Source organism: Plantibacter sp. Mn2098, from assembly GCF_049319745.1.
Lineage (GTDB): Bacteria > Actinomycetota > Actinomycetes > Actinomycetales > Microbacteriaceae > Plantibacter.
In genome coordinates, this window is record NZ_JBMOUH010000002.1 from 519,093 (window position 1) to 534,677 (window position 15,585).

At 69.4% G+C, this 15,585-nt stretch carries 14 protein-coding genes and 2 tRNA genes; 9 read left to right on the forward strand and 7 right to left on the reverse strand.

Translation table 11 applies throughout. From position 1 onward, the window contains the following. Positions 1 to 32 precede the first annotated feature (32 nt). The 3 genes from ACL9RL_RS05220 to ACL9RL_RS05230 form a co-directional block, all read right to left on the reverse strand. Positions 33 to 758, reverse strand: a complete 726-nt coding sequence (locus ACL9RL_RS05220) for a VIT1/CCC1 transporter family protein (RefSeq protein WP_422779150.1) — start codon at positions 756 to 758, stop codon at positions 33 to 35. A 159-nt stretch (positions 759 to 917) separates the two neighbouring features. Then, on the reverse strand, positions 918 to 2,648 hold the full coding sequence (gene poxB, locus ACL9RL_RS05225) for a ubiquinone-dependent pyruvate dehydrogenase (protein ID WP_422779151.1): 1,731 nt from the start codon (positions 2,646 to 2,648) through the stop codon (positions 918 to 920). Between the two features lie 39 nt (positions 2,649 to 2,687). Beyond that, complete coding sequence (locus ACL9RL_RS05230; protein WP_422779152.1) at positions 2,688 to 4,541, reverse strand: glycoside hydrolase family 13 protein; 1,854 nt, start codon at positions 4,539 to 4,541, stop codon at positions 2,688 to 2,690. Between the two features lie 142 nt (positions 4,542 to 4,683). Between ACL9RL_RS05230 and ACL9RL_RS05235 the strand changes: the two genes are divergently transcribed. From ACL9RL_RS05235 to ACL9RL_RS05260, 6 genes are all read left to right on the forward strand, one after another. Beyond that, a complete protein-coding gene (locus ACL9RL_RS05235; RefSeq protein ID WP_422779153.1) occupies positions 4,684 to 6,537 on the forward strand; it encodes a glycoside hydrolase family 13 protein in 1,854 nt (617 codons plus the stop codon). A gap of 46 nt (positions 6,538 to 6,583) precedes the next feature. Further along, positions 6,584 to 7,600 (forward strand): lytic murein transglycosylase, encoded by a 1,017-nt coding sequence (locus tag ACL9RL_RS05240; protein WP_422779154.1) that lies wholly within the window; start codon positions 6,584 to 6,586, stop codon positions 7,598 to 7,600. 104 nt (positions 7,601 to 7,704) lie between these two features. Next, positions 7,705 to 7,776 (forward strand) — tRNA-Thr (locus ACL9RL_RS05245). Positions 7,777 to 7,820: 44 nt separating this feature from the next. Next, a tRNA-Met gene (locus ACL9RL_RS05250) sits at positions 7,821 to 7,894 on the forward strand. A 126-nt stretch (positions 7,895 to 8,020) separates the two neighbouring features. Further along, positions 8,021 to 9,754, forward strand: a complete 1,734-nt coding sequence (gene ptsP, locus ACL9RL_RS05255) for a phosphoenolpyruvate--protein phosphotransferase (RefSeq protein ID WP_422779155.1) — start codon at positions 8,021 to 8,023, stop codon at positions 9,752 to 9,754. Position 9,755: 1 nt separating this feature from the next. Further along, positions 9,756 to 10,211: an anthrone oxygenase family protein gene (locus ACL9RL_RS05260; RefSeq protein ID WP_422779156.1), complete on the forward strand. Its 456-nt coding sequence runs from the start codon at positions 9,756 to 9,758 to the stop codon at positions 10,209 to 10,211. A gap of 128 nt (positions 10,212 to 10,339) precedes the next feature. Here the strand turns inward: ACL9RL_RS05260 and ACL9RL_RS05265 are convergent, their stop codons facing one another. The 3 genes from ACL9RL_RS05265 to ACL9RL_RS05275 form a co-directional block, all read right to left on the reverse strand. After that, positions 10,340 to 11,035, reverse strand: coding sequence for an SRPBCC domain-containing protein (locus ACL9RL_RS05265; RefSeq protein WP_422779157.1), 696 nt, complete (start codon positions 11,033 to 11,035; stop codon positions 10,340 to 10,342). A gap of 1 nt (position 11,036) precedes the next feature. Beyond that, complete coding sequence (locus tag ACL9RL_RS05270; protein ID WP_422779158.1) at positions 11,037 to 11,783, reverse strand: ArsR/SmtB family transcription factor; 747 nt, start codon at positions 11,781 to 11,783, stop codon at positions 11,037 to 11,039. A 69-nt stretch (positions 11,784 to 11,852) separates the two neighbouring features. Further along, positions 11,853 to 12,902 carry a GTP-binding protein gene (locus ACL9RL_RS05275; RefSeq protein ID WP_422779159.1) on the reverse strand — a complete coding sequence of 350 codons (1,050 nt, stop codon included), beginning with the start codon at positions 12,900 to 12,902 and terminating at the stop codon, positions 11,853 to 11,855. Between the two features lie 100 nt (positions 12,903 to 13,002). Here ACL9RL_RS05275 and ykgO point away from each other — a divergent pair, with 100 nt between their 5' ends. The 3 genes from ykgO to ACL9RL_RS05290 all read left to right on the forward strand — a co-directional run bounded on the left by ykgO (position 13,003) and on the right by ACL9RL_RS05290 (position 14,602). After that, complete coding sequence (ykgO, locus tag ACL9RL_RS05280) at positions 13,003 to 13,125, forward strand: type B 50S ribosomal protein L36 (RefSeq protein ID WP_422779160.1); 123 nt, start codon at positions 13,003 to 13,005, stop codon at positions 13,123 to 13,125. 75 nt (positions 13,126 to 13,200) lie between these two features. After that, entirely contained in the window at positions 13,201 to 13,758 is a 558-nt protein-coding gene (locus ACL9RL_RS05285) for a histidine phosphatase family protein (protein WP_422779161.1), read from the forward strand. A 61-nt stretch (positions 13,759 to 13,819) separates the two neighbouring features. Beyond that, positions 13,820 to 14,602, forward strand: a complete 783-nt coding sequence (locus ACL9RL_RS05290; protein ID WP_422779162.1) for a sulfite exporter TauE/SafE family protein — start codon at positions 13,820 to 13,822, stop codon at positions 14,600 to 14,602. Positions 14,603 to 14,645: 43 nt separating this feature from the next. Here the strand turns inward: ACL9RL_RS05290 and ACL9RL_RS05295 are convergent, their stop codons facing one another. Beyond that, a complete protein-coding gene (locus tag ACL9RL_RS05295; RefSeq protein WP_422779163.1) occupies positions 14,646 to 15,572 on the reverse strand; it encodes an alpha/beta fold hydrolase in 927 nt (308 codons plus the stop codon). Positions 15,573 to 15,585: the final 13 nt, after the last annotated feature.

Genomic DNA, 15,585 nt, shown 5'->3' on the forward strand with positions numbered 1-15,585 from the left:
CTAGCCATTTGTGACCCCTCGCCGGCTGGCTGCTAGACGACGCCGGCGGTGCCGAGCAGGGTGCCGAGGAGGAACGTGATGCCGAGGGCGAGCGCGCCACCGACCACGACTCGGACCATCGGGCGCAGGATCGGGCTGTCGCCGAGGCGGGCGCCGACGGCGCCGGTGAGCGCGAGCGCGACCAGTACGGCGGCGAAGGTGATCGGGATGCGGACCTCGGCCGGGAGCAGCAGGATCGTCAGGAACGGGAGCAGTGCGCCGATCGTGAACGCCGTCGCCGATGCGAGGGCGGCGTGCCACGGATTGGCGAGATCCTCCTGGTCGATGCCCAGTTCGACCGAGAGGTGGGCCGACAGCGCATCGTGCTCGGTGAGTTCCGCGGCGACGAGCTTGGCCGTCGACGGGCTGAGCCCCTTCGCCTCGTAGAGCGCCTGCAGTTCGGCCAACTCCTCTTCCGGCATCTCATGCAGTTCGCGACGTTCCTTCTGGATGAGGGTCCGCTCGGTGTCCCGTTGGCTGGACACGGAGACGTACTCGCCGAGCGCCATCGAGATCGCCCCGCCGACGAGGCCAGCGAGTCCGGCGGTCAGGATCGGTCCGGTGTCGGTCGTCGCCCCTGCGACACCGACGACGATTGCGGCGACGGATACGATGCCGTCGTTCGCGCCGAGGACCCCGGCGCGCAACCAGTTGAGGCGGCCTGCGAGTCCGGCGGCGTGCGGCTCGTGCGGATGGAGGGCGGCTGACGTCTCGCTCATGACCCCATCCAACACCCATCGGCTCGCGAACTGTCACTTGTGGCGGTTCTGGTGTGCTGAAACCAGCCACGACTGCCAGCTCGCGAGCTGACAGTCGTGGCTGGTTACGACGGCGTCAGAACAGCCACAAGTGACAGTTCGCGGGCAGAGGAGGCCGGACTAGGGGAGCAGGCGACGGAGGAGGTTGGTGTTGGCGAGATCGATGAGCTCGTCACCACGACCGGACATGACCGTACGCAACGCGTAGAGCGTAAAGCCCTTCACCTGCTCGGCCGTGATGGCCGGCGGGATCGACAACTCCTGCCTGGCAGTGACGACGTCGACGAGCGCGGGGCCGTCGTGCTCGAACGCGCGCCGCAGCGCGCCCTCGAGATCCTCCGGACGCTCGACCCGCTCGCCGTGGATTCCCATCGCGTTGGCGACGTCCGCGAAGTTCGGGTTCACGAGCTCGGTCCCGTAATTGACGAACCCGGCCGCCTTCATCTCCAACTCCACGAAGTTGAGCGAGGAGTTGTTGAACACGATGGTCTTCACCGGCAGTTTGTTCTGCGTCAGCGTGATGAGCTCACCCAGCAGCATCGTGAGCCCGCCGTCGCCCGACAGTGCGACGACCTGACGGCCGGGATGCGATGCCTGCGCCCCGATGCCGTGCGGAACCGCGTTGGCCATGGTGCCGTGACTGAACGACCCGATGAGACGACGCTTGCCGTTCATGGTCAGGTAGCGCGCCGCCCACACGACGGGAGAGCCGACATCGGGGATGAACACGGCGTCGTCAGCGGCCAGCTCGTCGATGAGCTTCGCGAGGTACTGCGGATGGATCGGCTGCTTGCCGTCCGAACCGGTCGCCAGCTCATCGAGACCCTTGCGGGACTTCCGATAGTTGTCGAGCGCATCGTCGAGATGCTTGCGGTCGGTCTTCGGGGCGAGCTTCGGGAGCAGCGCCTCGAGCGTGTCGCGGACCGTGCCGACGAGCGGAAGGTCGACCGGGTGACGGCGCCCGATCTGCTCACCGCGGACGTCGACCTGGATGACCGTCGCCTTGCCCGGGTAGAACTGCGGGTAGGGGAAGTCCGTGCCGAGCATCAGCAGGACGTCGCAGGACAGCATCGCCCGGTAGCCGCTCGCGAACCCGAGGAGCCCGGTCATCCCGACGTCGAACGGGTTGTCGTACTCGACGTGCTCCTTGCCGCGGAGCGCGTGCACAACGGGCGCCGCGAGGGCATCGGCGGTCTGGATGAGCTGCTCGTGCGCGCCGGCCGTGCCGGCACCGGCGAGGATGGTGACCTTCGAGGCGCCGTTGAGGATCTTCGCCGCCGAGACCAGCTCCTCCTCGGACGGCAGGATGCGCGGAGCCGTCGAGCGGATGGCCGTCACCCGGTCGGAGACCGCCTTCTGCAGCATCACGTCGCCCGGCACCACAACGACCGCGACCCCACGGCGCTCGATGGCGGTCCGCATCGCGATCTCCAGCACCCTGGGCAGCTGCTCCGGCACGGACACGAGCTCGACGTAGACGCTGCACTCGCGGAACAACTCCTGCGGGTGCGTCTCCTGGAAGTAGGTGCTGCCGATCTCCGAACTGGGGATGTGCGCGGCGATCGCCAGCACGGGCACCCGCGAGCGGTTGGCGTCGAACAGGCCGTTGATGAGGTGCAGGTTGCCCGGACCGCAGCTCGCCGCTGCGACCGCGATCTCACCCGTCAGCTCTGCCTCCGCGGCCGCGGCGAACGCGGCCGCCTCCTCGTGACGCACGTGCACCCAATCGATGTCCCCATCGGTGCGGAGCGCATCGGTGAACCCGTTGAGCGAATCACCGGGGATCCCGTAGACCCGCTTCACCCCGCTCGCCTTCAGTGTTGCGACGACTGTCTCCGCGACCGTTGCCATGGATCTCTCCCTGCGTTGGTGATGGTGTGGACGTGCCTGCTAGCGGTCGGATGCCTCGAACCACACGGTCGTGTCTGCATCGATCGTGGTGCCGTCGAACGGACCGCTCGCCTGCAGGACATGGGTGTCGAGCAGTGGAGCCGGCACCTCGACGGGCTCCGAGCCGGTGTTGGCGAGCACGGTGACGGCGCCCGTCGTGCCGCGGTTGGTGAAGGCGAGGACCGTCTCGGGAACGCCGTCGAGCCAGGTGACGGACCCGAGACCCAGGCCGTGCTGCTTGCGCGCGGTGAGCAGGGTCCGGTAGAGCTCCAGCGTCGAACCGGCGATGCCGGCCTGCGCATCGCGTGAGTAGTCGTTCCAGTCGTCCGGCTGCGGCAGCCAGGACGCACCGGTCGTGTTGAAGCCGTACGCGGGGTGGCCGGCCTCCCACGGGATCGGGACGCGGCAACCGTCGCGACCGTAGCGCTCGTGGTTGGTGCGGAACCAGGTGGGGTCCTGCCTGGCGTCGTCGGGGAGGTCGATGACCTCCGGCAGCCCGAGCTCCTCGCCCTGATAGACGTACGCGCCGCCCGGCAGCGCGAGCATCACGGACGATGCGGCGCGGGCGCGGCGCAGACCGACGGCGCGATCCGGCTTGCCGGGGGACTTCGGTCCGATGCCGTGACCCTGCGGGTTCTCGGCGGTGAGCGCCAGCCGGGAGGCGTGACGGACGACGTCGTGGTTGGAGAGGACCCACGTGCTCGGCGCGCCGACGGCCGCGAACGCGCGGATCGACTCGTTGATGACCGGCCGCAGCGCCGCGGCGTTCCACGGCGTCTCCAGGTACGGGAAGTTGAACGCCTGCTGCATCTCGTCCGGGCGCACCCAGAGTGCCATCTTCTCGAGCGGCTCGACCCATGCCTCGGCGCACAGGACGCGGTCGCCGGGGTAGGCGGCGAGGACCTCGTGCCAGTCGCGGTAGATCTCGTGGACGCCGTCCTGGCCCCAGTACGGAGCGGATTCCGGCCAGCCGGCGTCGATCTCCGGTTCGAGGCCGACCGGTGGCGTGCTGCTGGAGGCGCCGATGATCGTCTCGGTGGACGAGGCCGCAGCCGCAGCGGCGGTCCCAGCCGCACCCTCGGCGCCGATCGCCGGAGCCGCGCCGCCCATGCTGCCGCCCGCAGCCGGAGGCGTGTAGTCGGGGAGGCCGTCCGCCTTGATCATGCCGTGCGCGACATCGACCCGGAAACCGTCGACACCGCGGTCCAACCAGAAGCGCAGGATGCCGCGGAACTGCTCGCGAACCCACTCGTTGGTCCAGTCGAAGTCCGGCTGCGAGGAGTCGAAGATGTGCAGGTACCACTGGCCGGGCGTGCCGTCCGCCTCGGTGATGCGGGTCCACGCCGGACCGCCGAAGACGGACTCCCAGTTGTTCGGGGCGATCTCGCCGTGCTCGCCCTTGCCGTCACGGAAGAGGTAGCGGGCCCGCTCGGGGGAACCGGGCGCCGCCGCGAGCGCCTCCTGGAACCAGCGGTGGTCGCTCGACGAGTGGTTGGGGACGAGGTCCACGATGACGCGGATGCCGCGAGCATGCGCCGCAGCGGTCATCGCGTCGAAATCGGCGAGCGTGCCGAACAGCGGATCGACGTCGCAGTAGTCCGCGACGTCGTAGCCGGCGTCGCGCTGCGGGCTCGTCATAAAGGGGGAGAGCCAGATGGCGTCGATCCCGAGGTGCTGCAGCGAGTCGAGACGGCTCGTGATGCCGGGGAGATCGCCGATGCCGTCGCCGTTCGCGTCCGCGAAGGAGCGCGGATAGATCTGGTAGATCACCGCTGATCGCCACCATTCCGCGCCGATGGAGACGGCGGGGGCGGAGCTCTGGTTGTCGGTCGGCGTCGGCGATGCAGCGTCCATGCGCACACCCTACGGCATCGTCCCGACATGGCCCTGAACCCCGTGCGCAACAGTTCACCTGGACGAGCATCGGAGGCGCTAGCGTGAAGCCAACGCACCGTTGCGTCGTCCATCAGTCGTCGCCCATCGATCGGGGAGACCCATGCCATACGTTGACGAACCGCACCACGACGGATCCCCGCTGCACGTCTCGAACGCCACGCCGGCGCTCGGGGACACGGTGCGGGTGAGCGTCCGCATCCCCACGTCGTTCGGGCCGGTGAGCGCCGTGCGGACACGGTCGAACCCGGACCACGAGCCGAGGTTCGAGGACGGCCGGCTCATCGCATCGGACGACGGCTGGGACTGGTGGGAGGCCGACGTCCACGTCGAGAACCCCGTCCACGGCTACCGGTTCCTCATCACGCGCGGCGACGGGTCGAGCGTCTGGCTGAACGGGACCGGGCTCCACACGACCGAGACGCTCGATGTGGAGGACTTCCGCCTCGTCACGTACGAGGCGCCGCCGGCGTGGGTCAAGGAGAGCATCCTCTACCAGATCTTCCCCGACCGGTTCGGACGCTCGGCAGCAGCCGACGAGCGGGAACTGCCGGAGTGGGCGATCCCCGCGGCGTGGGGTGACGAGGTCGACCTCGTCCAGCCGGGGCGCTCGCAGCAGTTCTACGGCGGCGACCTCGACGGTGTGATCGAACACCTCGACCACCTGCAGCGGCTCGGCGTCACCGTCCTCTATCTGACGCCCGTGTTCCCCGGCGCCTCCAACCATCGCTACGACGCGTCGAGCTTCGCCGAGGTCGACCAGCTGCTCGGCGGGGACGATGCCTACATCCGGCTCATCGAGGCGGCCCACGAGCGTGGGTTCAAGATCATCGGCGACCTCACGAGCAACCACTCCGGCGACCGGCACGAGTGGTTCCTGGCCGCCCATCGGCACCCGGAGGCCCCGGAGAGCGCCTTCTACTACTTCCTCGACGACGAGAACGAGACCTACGCGTCCTGGCTCGGCGTCTCCAGCCTGCCGAAATTCGACTGGAACTCCACCGAACTCAGGCGTCGCTTCATCGAGGGGCCGGATTCGGTCGTGGCCAAGTGGCTGCAGCCGCCGTACAACCTCGACGGCTGGCGGATCGACGTCGCGAACATGACCGGCCGATTCCGCGACGAGGACCTCAACGAACAGGTGCGACGCACCATCCGCCGCACGATGGTGGAGGTCAATCCGGACACGATCCTGCTCGGCGAATCGACGAACGATGCCGCGAGCGACGTCCAGGGCGACGCCTGGCACGGGGCGATGACCTATGCCAACTTCACACGGCCGCTGTGGGGCTGGCTGTCCACGCCTGGGACGCCGTCGTCGTTCTTCGGGCTGCCGTACGGGACGATTCCGAGCTACACGGGACAGGAGTTCGTGCGGGCGCACGTCCAGTTCACTGCGGCGTTCCCCTGGCGGACGAGGCTCGGGAACATGAACGCGCTCGACACGCACGACGTGCCTCGCTTCCGCACCGGTGCTGCCGACGGGACCGTTCCGGTGGCGTTCGGGCTGTCGGTGACGTTCCCGGGGATTCCGGTGGTGTGGGCGGGCGACGAATTCGGGCTCACCGCGATCGACGGCGAGGACTCGCGGACGCCGCTGCCGTGGCATCTGGCCGATGAGGGGATCGCGGCCGAGACGATCGAGCTCTACAGTTCCCTCATCGCCCTGCGCCGCGCGCATGTCGCGCTCAACGACGGCGGATTCCGCTGGTTGCACGTCGGTGACGACGTCATCGTGTTCGTGCGCGAGCATCGGGAGGAGTCCGTGCTCGTCGTGGCTGCGCGGGCCGGGTTCGACGTGACGCTGCTGCCGCGGGCGGTCGCCGGGGCCGATGTCGCGCATCGTGTGTGGGGTGAATCGGAGCTGGCGGTCGATGCGCCGGGCATCCGGCTGCACGGCGACGGGCCGGCGTTCACGGCGTGGGTGCTGCCGGGGGTGGTGCTGCCAGGGTCGTAGCCGGGTGGCGCTGTGTGCGCTCAGGCGCGGCGGGTACGGTTGACGGGTGGCCAACGGGAGAGCGGGATCGAGGCGCTCGCCGTCCAGGGGCCCTGGCCGGGCGGCCGAGGGTCGGGCCGTCGGCACGGGGAAAGCGGCTCGCCAGCCTGCCGGCAAACGGAAGCCCACTCGTCGGGCGGCTGCGAAGCGGAAGCCTGCCGACGCGAAGCAAGCAGGGCGGCGGCGCACCCCGTCGCCGCGCCGTAGTCCTGCCCGCGCCCGCCAGGCCCGCACCCGGCCCTCCGCCCGCGCTGGTGTTCGCCGGATCTCGCTCCGGTGGCTGATCGTCGGCGGCATCGTGAGTGTCGTCGGGCTTGCGGTCGTCGTCGGTGCCGCGATCATCGTCCCTGGGCTCCTCGAACGGTCCACCCCTGCGGAGGCGACCGTCGTCCGTGCACCGCATGCGGCGCCGGACGGGCCAGGCCTCGCCGCGGTTCCGGGAGCAGGGGGCGCGCCGCGCAGCATCGCTGATCGGGCCGATCCCAGCTGGGTCGCCGACACTGCTGCGCGGACGGGCATCCCCGTCCGGGCGATGCGCGCGTATGCCGGGGCGGCGCTCGCGATGGCCGAGTCGCGTCCGGAGTGCGGCATCGGCTGGAACACGATCGCCGCCATCGGGCGGGTGGAATCGGTGCACGGGACGATCTTCGGCGGGACGATCGATGCCGCCGGCGTCACGGAACCGCCCATCATCGGACCGGCGCTCACCGGCGCCGAGTTCCACGCGATCCCGGACACGGACGGTGGGCGATACGACGGCGACTCCACCTGGGATCGCGCGGTCGGGCCCATGCAGTTCATCCCGAGCTCCTGGGCGGTCTGGGGTGCTGACGGCAACGGAGACGGCGTCAAGGACCCGCAGGACATCGACGACGCGGCGCTCGCGACGGCAGGGTACCTGTGCGATGCGGGCCAGCGGATGACCGACGAGGCCGGCTGGGTGGCCGCCATCCGGTCCTACAACAGTGCGGACAGCTACCTGCAGAAGGTCGCCGATGCTGCTGACGAGTACGCGGGCGGGTGAGCGGCCGACATCGCTTCTGCGGGCCTGACGACGCGGTGTACTTTTGCACCGCCGGAGGATGCTATCCTCTACTGGTGCCAATTGCGCGAGATCGCAGCGGCAACGCCCCGATAGCTCAGTGGTAGAGCACTTCCATGGTAAGGAAGGGGTCGTCAGTTCAATCCTGACTCGGGGCTCGTTACTCTCCGTCTCTGCGCTCGCCCGCATGCGGAGAGTACGCGGCAGGGTAGCTCAGTTGGTGAGAGCGCACGACTCATAATCGTGAGGTCGCGGGTTCGAATCCCGCTCCTGCTACACATCACCCCCGGTTTTCCGGGGGTTTTTGCGTTTTCCAGGGTACTCAACAGGCGGGCACGCTTCGGGTCCACTCCACAGTTGACACGGACACATGCCGTCGCCAGCACTGCCGGGGTAGCCTCGATGCAGAAGCGGACGCCGCCGGGTTCGCTCGCATCGAGAGGAATCACTGTGACGACGCTCACTGGCGCCGGAGTCGGCCGTGGATCGGCTGTCGGTCCCGTTCTGATCATGGCCGAGCACCTGCCCGCGCCGGAGGCCACGCCGTTCACTGGCGATGCCGCAGCGGAGATCGAACGCACGCTCGCCGCGCTCGCGGAGACGGCCCTCGAGCTGCAGGCGACGGGCGAGCGTGCCGGCGGTGAAGCGAAAGAGGTCCTGGAGTCGCAGGCGCTCATGGCGCAGGATCCGGCCATCGCCGACGACGTGCGCGACCGGATCGACGGCGGGGTCTCCGGCGAGTACGCGGTGCACGAGGCATTCGCGCAGTTCCAGACCATGCTCACCTCGCTCGGCGGCTACATGGCCGAGCGTGCCGCTGACCTGGGCGACGTCGCGCAGCGCGTCATCGCGAACCTGCGCGGCGTGCCGGTGCCGGGGCTCCCGGAGTCCGACGTCCCGTTCGTGCTGGTCGCCCGGGATCTCGCGCCGGCGGATACGGCGCTCCTCGACCTCACGAAGGTGCTCGCCGTGGTGACCTCCGGCGGCGGGCCGACCTCGCACACCGCGATCCTGGCGCGCTCGAAGGGCATCCCGGCCGTCGTCGGCGCGGACGGTGCGCTCGGCCTCGTCTCCGGAGGAGTGGTCATCGTCGATGCCGCCGCCGGAACGATCGACAGCGCTCCCACTGACGAGGCGATCAGTGCGGCGCAGGCCGCCATCGCCGCCCGAGCCGCTGCTGCCGCAGAACCGGTGACGCCGGGGCGCCTCGCCGATGGGACGGCCGTTCCCCTGCTCGCCAACGTCGGGTCCGCGGCGGACGCTGCATCGGCCATCGAGCTCGGCGCAGAGGGTGTCGGACTGTTCCGCACCGAGTTCCTCTTCCTCGACGCCGCATCCGCACCGACCGTCGAAAGTCAGGAGGCGCAGTACCGGGAGCTCTTCGCCGCGTTCTCCGGCAAGAAGGTCGTCGTCCGGGTCCTCGATGCAGGAGCAGACAAGCCGCTCGAATTCCTCACCGACGATGGGGAGGAGAACCCGGCGCTCGGACGTCGCGGACTTCGGGCCCTGCGTGCGCATGAGGACATCCTGCGCGACCAGCTGCGCGCTCTCGTCGAAGCTGCGGACGGCACCGGCGTCGACCTGTGGGTCATGGCGCCGATGGTCGCAGACTCCGAGGACGGCGCCTATTTCACCGCACTCGCCCGTGAGCTCGGTGTGCGGGTCGCCGGCGTGATGGTCGAGGTGCCGTCGGCCGCGCTCCTCGCCGAACAGATCCTCGACGACGCCGACTTCATCAGCATCGGCACGAACGACCTCACGCAGTACACCCTCGCCGCCGATCGACAGCTCGGCACCGTCGCGAACTACCAGGACCCGTGGCACCCGGCCGTGCTGCGCCTGGTGGGGGAGGCCGGGCGTGCCGGGGCGGCGACCGGGAAGAACGTCGGCGTGTGCGGCGAGGCCGCAGCGGACCCGCTGCTGGCCGTCGTCCTCGTCGGACTCGGCGTCACCACCTTGTCGATGAGCGCTGCGGCGCTCGCCGACGTGCGGCACGAGCTGCTGGGGCACACCCTCGCGGAGGCGCAGGAGCTTGCGGCGGGCGTCGTCGCATCGCGCACGGCGGCCGGTGCCCGTGCGAAGGCCGCGGAGATCGTCGCCGCGCGACGTGCGGCCGACGACGCTCCCGAGCACTGACGTGGTCGTCCTGGAGGCGATCGGTTTGGTCCTCGCCGGCCTGCTCGCCGGCGAGGAGTTCATCGTCCGCTACGGTGTCCAGCCCGCGTTGAGCGCACTGGAGGACCGTCCGCACATCCTGGCGCGACAGGCGCTCGTCCGACGACTGCGCATCGTCGTCCCGATCCTGATGATCCCGACCGTGCTGGTCGGCATCGCCGTGCTCGCCTTCGGCGGAACGGATGACGGGTTCGGGTTCCGGATCGCCGGCGTCGTCGCCCTCATCGCGTTCGTCCTGTTCTCGTTCCTCGGAACCGTCCCGATCAACATCAAGGTCAACGACTGGGACGTCGAGCAGCCGCCCGCCGACTGGAAGACGACCGTCCGCCGCTGGGAGACGATCGACGTCTTCCGGTCGGGTGCAGCCGTCATCGCGTTCGTGTGCTTCGTCGTCGCCTTCGCGTCGCGCCTGCCCTGACTGCCGCTCGGCCTCCGTCTCCTGCTGCTGTTCACAACTCAGGAGCGCCGCGGCGTGTTGACCCGCGCCCACGGCGTTTCGGCACTGACACGCCGGGTCGCTCCTGAATTGCGAACGGCCGGAGGGTGTCAGACGAAGCGGGCGTCCAGCCAGGTCTGCCAGTCGCGCTGGAGCGCGGCGGCGTCCGGCGCTGCGTCTCCGGTGCCGAAGTGGTGCACCGTCAGTCCGACCGGTCCGCCGAACGCGTTGCGGCCGAAGAATCGGAACAGCGCGTTCTCGGAGCGAAGGCCGATGAAGTGCTCGTCCTGCAGGTCGACGACGGCATCACCGGCGGCCAGCCCCGGAAGGTCCACGGTCGTCGGCGTTCCGGCGGTCGTCGCAGCATCGATCCCGAGCGCCGCACGGGTGACCTCGAATGCATCGGCGGCCTTCGACGCCTCTGGGCCCTGCACATCGACGAACACTGCCTGACGCCCAGCGAAATGCTCAAGATACTCGGCGAGCGTGTGCAGGTAGAACGCGGTGTGGAGCGAGGCGCCGTCGTACTGAGCGTCCCAATCGTCCTGGAAGACGCCGCTGTGCACCCACCGCAGGTACGACCCGTTCGGCCGTTCCTCGATGACCTGCTCCAGCTGGTTGAACCAGCCGTCCGGGCCCTCCATCCGGTTGACGTGGTGCGTCGGCCGCTCCGACACCAGGTCGACGCCTGGTAGCCCCTCGCTCGGGAACAGCCACGCGCCGGTGTTGGACGTCACCGCGTCCCAGACCTGTTCCGGCGTGCCGGGGAACTCGCCCTCGGCGACGATCTCGAATGCTTTGCCCATGTCAATGCTCCTCTGGTGTGGTCGATGTGGTCGGTGTCTTGGGTGCGAGTGGTGTGGTCGGCAGGGATTCCGGCGTCGAAACCGTTGGCTCGTCGGCGCGCGGCGAGACCGCGGGCGCAGTCGAGGCGGCGACCGTCCGCTCGTGTCTCGCCGTGCCCTCCGTTGTGATCGCTGGATGCAGGGCGAGCACCAGGCGATGCTCCCGCCCGCCCGTCGCATCGGCCCGTCCAGCAGCGTCGTACCGGTCCGCGAGTCGGGCAACGCTCAGGCTGAGCTCTGCAACGAAGGACGCACGATCCGCCGCGGTCGCGAAGGTGAGCCGGCTGTCGATCGTGAACGTGGCGAGCGGCTTGCGGGCGGCGGTCGCGCGGGTGATGAGCGTGCCGACGTCCTGCACCAGGCGTGCCGCCACAGCGAGCATCCAGAAGGCCGAGCGCTGATCGGCGCCGCGTCGGGGGTCCGGTGCGACCTCGGGGAGCGCGCTCGGCGAGATGACGTAGGAGGCGGCCGTCGCGCGCATGATCCGCTCGGTCATGTTGCCCTTGCGTCGCTCTTCGACGAGTTCGACGAGGCCGTGGCGCTCGAGTTCGCGCAGGTGGTAGTTAACCTTCTGGCGGGGGAGGCCGATGCGGTCGGCCAGTGTGGTCGCGGAAGCCTCCTCACCGAGCGCGGCGAGGATCCGGCTCCTGATGGGTCCGAGCGAGGCCTCGGCGGCGCCCGCATCGGTGATTACTGCGACGTCCAACATGCTGCAAGGATCTCACCGACAATTTTTATTGTCAAGGGGGATGCATGGGTCCGAGGCGACCGCGCGACCTCAGTCCTGGTCGCTCGCGAGCGGCTCCAGCCACAGCGTGAACGCGTCCGGGTAGCCGGCCCAGGTGACCGGGTCCGCGGTGAGCTCTGCATCGGTGAGCGTGCAGTCGTGGAGGGCTGCGATGAGTGCCGGCTGGTCGACATCGATTCCGGTGAAGACGAGCTCCTGTCCGAGTGGCGCACCCGGATCGGCACTGCTGAACGAGGTCGGTTCCAGTTCCAGCATCGTGCCGACCTGTTGCAGCAATCCGACCTGGGTGCTGCGGGACGCGAGTCTGCAGAATCCGCTCGTGCGGACGATCCGACCGAAGCGCCGCGACTCGATGGGGCCGTCGAACAGGGCGAGCAGGCGCTCGGGATGCATGGGCCTGGCGCTTTCGAACAGCATCGTCGAGACGCGCGGGTGCTCGATCCAGGGCGTGTGCTCGCCGTTGATCTTGGACACCCAGCCGGGGGAGCCGCTGAAGCGGTCAACATCGAACGGCGAATCGGTGTAGCGAGACGGTCGACGGGCGTCGGCCAGGCGCACGAGCGCCGTCGGGTTGAGGTGGCTGAGGAGGGCGAGCAGGACAGCGAGCCGGCCGTGCTCGACACCCTGGCGTCCGGTGACCGCGATCGTGTCCGCGTACTCGATCTGCTCCATCACGATGGCCGCCCTGCTCGTGTAGACGATCGTGTCGTCCGCGGAGTGGCCGATCCAGCGGTCGTCATCGAGGTCCTGGAGGATGTGACTGGCGTCGACCGCGGTCACCACGGCGTCGAGTCGCACCTCCGGGGCGCGGGCGAGGACTGCGCCGACGGCGTCGACCGGCTGCACGGTCGTCCCGCAGTCGAGGACGAGTCGCCTGGGGGACGGCGACGGGTCGAGGAATGCGCGCGCGAGCAGTGCATCGATCGCCTCGTCGACGAGTGTGCCGATGCCGTCGACGCCCATCGGCCGTTCGATCGTCACGAGGGCGGACGCCGATCCGGCGATCTGCCTGGCGATGGTGCGGCGTTCCGGCGGGCAGGCGCCGAGGACGAGGATCACGGTGAGAGGGGATTCGGACACTGGCGGCTTCCTGGGGTGATGGTTCCGGTGGTTGTGTCGTACGATGTTACTGAGAACATTTCTCAATAACAAACCGTCGCGAACACACGGAGGCGTCATCATGAAGGTCAGGGCATCGCTCAAGTCGCTCAAGAACAAGCCGGGATCGCAGGTCGTGCGCCGCAGGGGCAAGGTCTTCGTCATCAACAAGAAGAACCCGCGATGGAACGGACGCCAAGGCTGATCGCCCGCCGGGGATGTGCACTCGAAACGCGCGGGTAGGCTGGAAATCCCCGCTCGAAACCCGAAAGGCGTCCCCATGACGTTCGCCCTCATCCGCCACGGCCAAACCGACTGGAACTACGAACGGCGGCTGCAGGGCACGACCGACATCCCGCTGAACCAGACGGGACGCGACCAGGCGAGGGTCGCGGCGCCGCTCCTCGGCGGGAATTGGGACGCCGTCGTCAGCTCGCCGCTCGGGCGCGCGCGGGAGACCGCGAGCATCATCGCCTCGATCCTCGGCATCGAACTCGGCGGCACCTACCCGCTGTTCACCGAGCGGCACTACGGCGTGGCGGAGGGCGCGAACGCCGACATCATCCGCGCCAACTGGCCGGATCACGACTACCCGGACATGGAGCCGGCGGAATCGGTGACCGACCGCGGACTGCGCGCGCTCGAACAGCTCGCCGCGGAGTACGGGGACGCGAACGTCGCCGTCGTCAGCCACGGCACGCTCATCAGGCTCACCCTGAGCGCGATCGCCGAGCGCGAGATCGAGCCCCTGGAGAACTGCTCCATCTCGACGCTCGACCGCACGCCGGACGGCTGGCGGGTCCTGCAGGCCGGAGCGGCGCGCGTCGAACTCGCCTGAGCAGCCGTGACGGCCCGCACCCGGATGCGGAGGATGCGCCCGGCGGGACTACGGTAGGTGCGTGACCAGTGCTCCCAGCCCGACCGTTCGCATCGTATGGCTGCTCGTCATCGGGCTCGCCGCCGGATTCCTGTCCGGGTTGTTCGGGGTCGGCGGTGGGATCCTCATCGTCCCGGCGCTCGTGTTCCTCGTCGGCTTCGATCAGCGGCTGTCCGCCGGGACCTCGCTCGCGGCGATCGTCCCGACATCGATCGTCGGTGTGATCAGCTACGCCATCCACGGCGACGTCGACTGGATCGCGGCGATCTGCCTCGCCGTCGGTGCGATCGCGGGCGCCCAACTCGGCAGCTTCCTGCTGCAACGACTGTCCAAGACGGTGCTGCAGTGGGCGTTCATCACGTTCCTCGCGATCGTCATCGTGACGCTCTTCCTCGTGGTCCCGTCGCGGGAATCCGACATCCACCTGTCGGTCTGGACGATCATCGGCCTGGTGGTGCTCGGGTTCGTGACCGGTGTGCTGTCCGGCCTGCTCGGCATCGGCGGGGGCGTTGTGGTCGTGCCGATGCTCATCGTCCTGTTCGGGGCGAGCGACCTCGTCGCGAAGGGGACCTCGCTGCTCATGATGGTGCCGACCGCGATCTCGGGCACGTTCGGCAACGCGAGGCGGCGCAACGTCGACCTCAAGGCGGCGGCGATCATCGGTGTCGCGGCCTGCACCACCACGGCACTCGGGGCGATCGTCGCGGCCGGGATCCCGCCGTTCGTCGGCAACCTGCTCTTCGCGGCGTTCCTCATCGTGATCGCCGTGCGCATGATCCTCCAGGCGGTGCGCTCCCGCGCGTAACTCCAGCCGGACGGGACGTGACGGGCCGGACGGGACCGGCGGGTCAGGGACGCGATGCCGACGCGGCGAGCAGCCAGTCCATCGCGACCGGGACGGCCTCCAGAACGGACAGATGTCCGTCATCGGGGCGGAGCCAGAGCTCGGCCATCGGGATGCGCCGCAGCAGGCGATCGGCGTGCGATGCCGGCACCACGCGGTCGAGGCCGCCCTGGACGAGCAGGACCGGCGTCACGATCGAACCGAGGTCGACACCCCACGGGGCCACGAACGCGAGATCGTCATCGATCAGACCCTCGTTCCCGGCGGTGGACGCGACATTCACGTCCTCCCCGAGCGACGCCCACGACGATCCGAGGACCGCGTAGTCCCGCGCGATGAAGCTCGACGGGTCGAAATCGGCGCTCTCCTCGTACCGTTCCTTCGTGACGCGGCCCTCGACCGCGGCGCGCAACGACGCGCCATCCGTCGCCATGCCGGCGAACCAGTCCGGCTCGGGCGACGGCCGGATCACACCTGGGCGATCCGGCGCCGCCGCGGAGCCGATCGCAGCCGATTCGTAGGGCGCGAGGCTCGCGAGCGTCGCCGTCGCGACCACGATGTCGGGGAGCGCGGCTGCCGCTGCGAGGGCGTGCGGGCCGCCGCCTGATGCGCCGAGCATCGCCATCGACTCGATTCCGAAGGCCTCCGCGATGTGCCGCACATCGTCCGCCGCCGAACCGACGGTCCGCCCCGGCAGCGGAGAGGACCCGCCGTAGCTCGGGCGACCATAGGAGAGGAGCCGGATCCCCCGCGCCGCGGCCGCAGTCAGCAAGGGTTCGAGCGGAGCGCCGGTCTGCGGGGAGCCGTGATGCCAGAGGACGGTGAGGGCAGACGAGCCGGAGGCACCGGTCGCATCGGCCCCGCCCTCCCCGCCGTCGTGGACGCGCAGCGTCCGACCGTCGGGGAGCTGGAGATCTCGCACAGTGACCACCGGCACAGCGTAG